The organism is Leuconostoc sp. BM2, assembly GCF_002095565.1.
Lineage (GTDB): Bacteria > Bacillota > Bacilli > Lactobacillales > Lactobacillaceae > Leuconostoc > Leuconostoc falkenbergense.
This window is the reverse complement of the sequence record NZ_MOWQ01000114.1, coordinates 1-712: the sequence shown is the minus strand read 5'-3', so window position 1 is coordinate 712 and position 712 is coordinate 1. Positions and strand designations below refer to the sequence as shown.

Sequence of the window (712 nt, the reverse complement as noted above, 5' to 3'; positions counted from 1 at the left end):
ACTAACCTTGATGAGATTGAGACACGGTTGCAGACACTCAAAGGCAGGGTGTAACTGTGGATAAGTGGGACTATATCAGACAATATCAACAAGCAGGCGCTTATGTATTTATGGCGTTACCTAATCAAAAGTACAATGCGGTTGAGGGTGGGTTTAATAATAGCTTTGCTGACGGGGATGAGTTAAGGCAGTGGATAACTCAACATCCAGAGTATCAAAATGGCAACGTTGGGATAGACCTATCAAAGAGTAATCTAGTTGTCGTTGATATTGATAAGCATGAGCAGAATGGTATGGCTAGTATTTTGGCATGGTTTAAAAGTCATAACGTCAACCCTGATACATTGCAAGATACCTATGTAGAACAAACACCAACAGGCGGACTACATGCGTTCTATCTCATCCCCAGCGGACAAGATAAACCAAAACATGTGATCAATGCGATTAAAGGTGTAGACGTTTTGAGCAATACAGCAGTGATGACAGCACCGTCCGCATTGACAGGCGGGCAATATCGACAAATTACTACTTTTGACAAAATTAAGCCCGTACCAACGTGTGTATATGACTTAGCAAATGGTTTAGGTACTGATAGACCTAGTCATACTTACAAGGCAAAATATAGCCTTGCAGACAGGTGGAAAATGACAATTAATGGCTTTGTGACAGGCGAACGAAATAATCAAGCTATGAGTTTAGCAGGTTATCTGTT

General features: G+C 41.2%; 1 protein-coding gene. It reads left to right on the top strand.

Going from position 1 to position 712, the window contains the following annotated elements; all coding sequences use genetic code 11:
* Positions 1–56: 56 nt before the first annotated feature.
* Positions 57–712, top strand: a 656-nt coding sequence (locus BMG01_RS10700) for a bifunctional DNA primase/polymerase (protein WP_051586166.1), incomplete at its 3' end; no start/stop codon positions are given.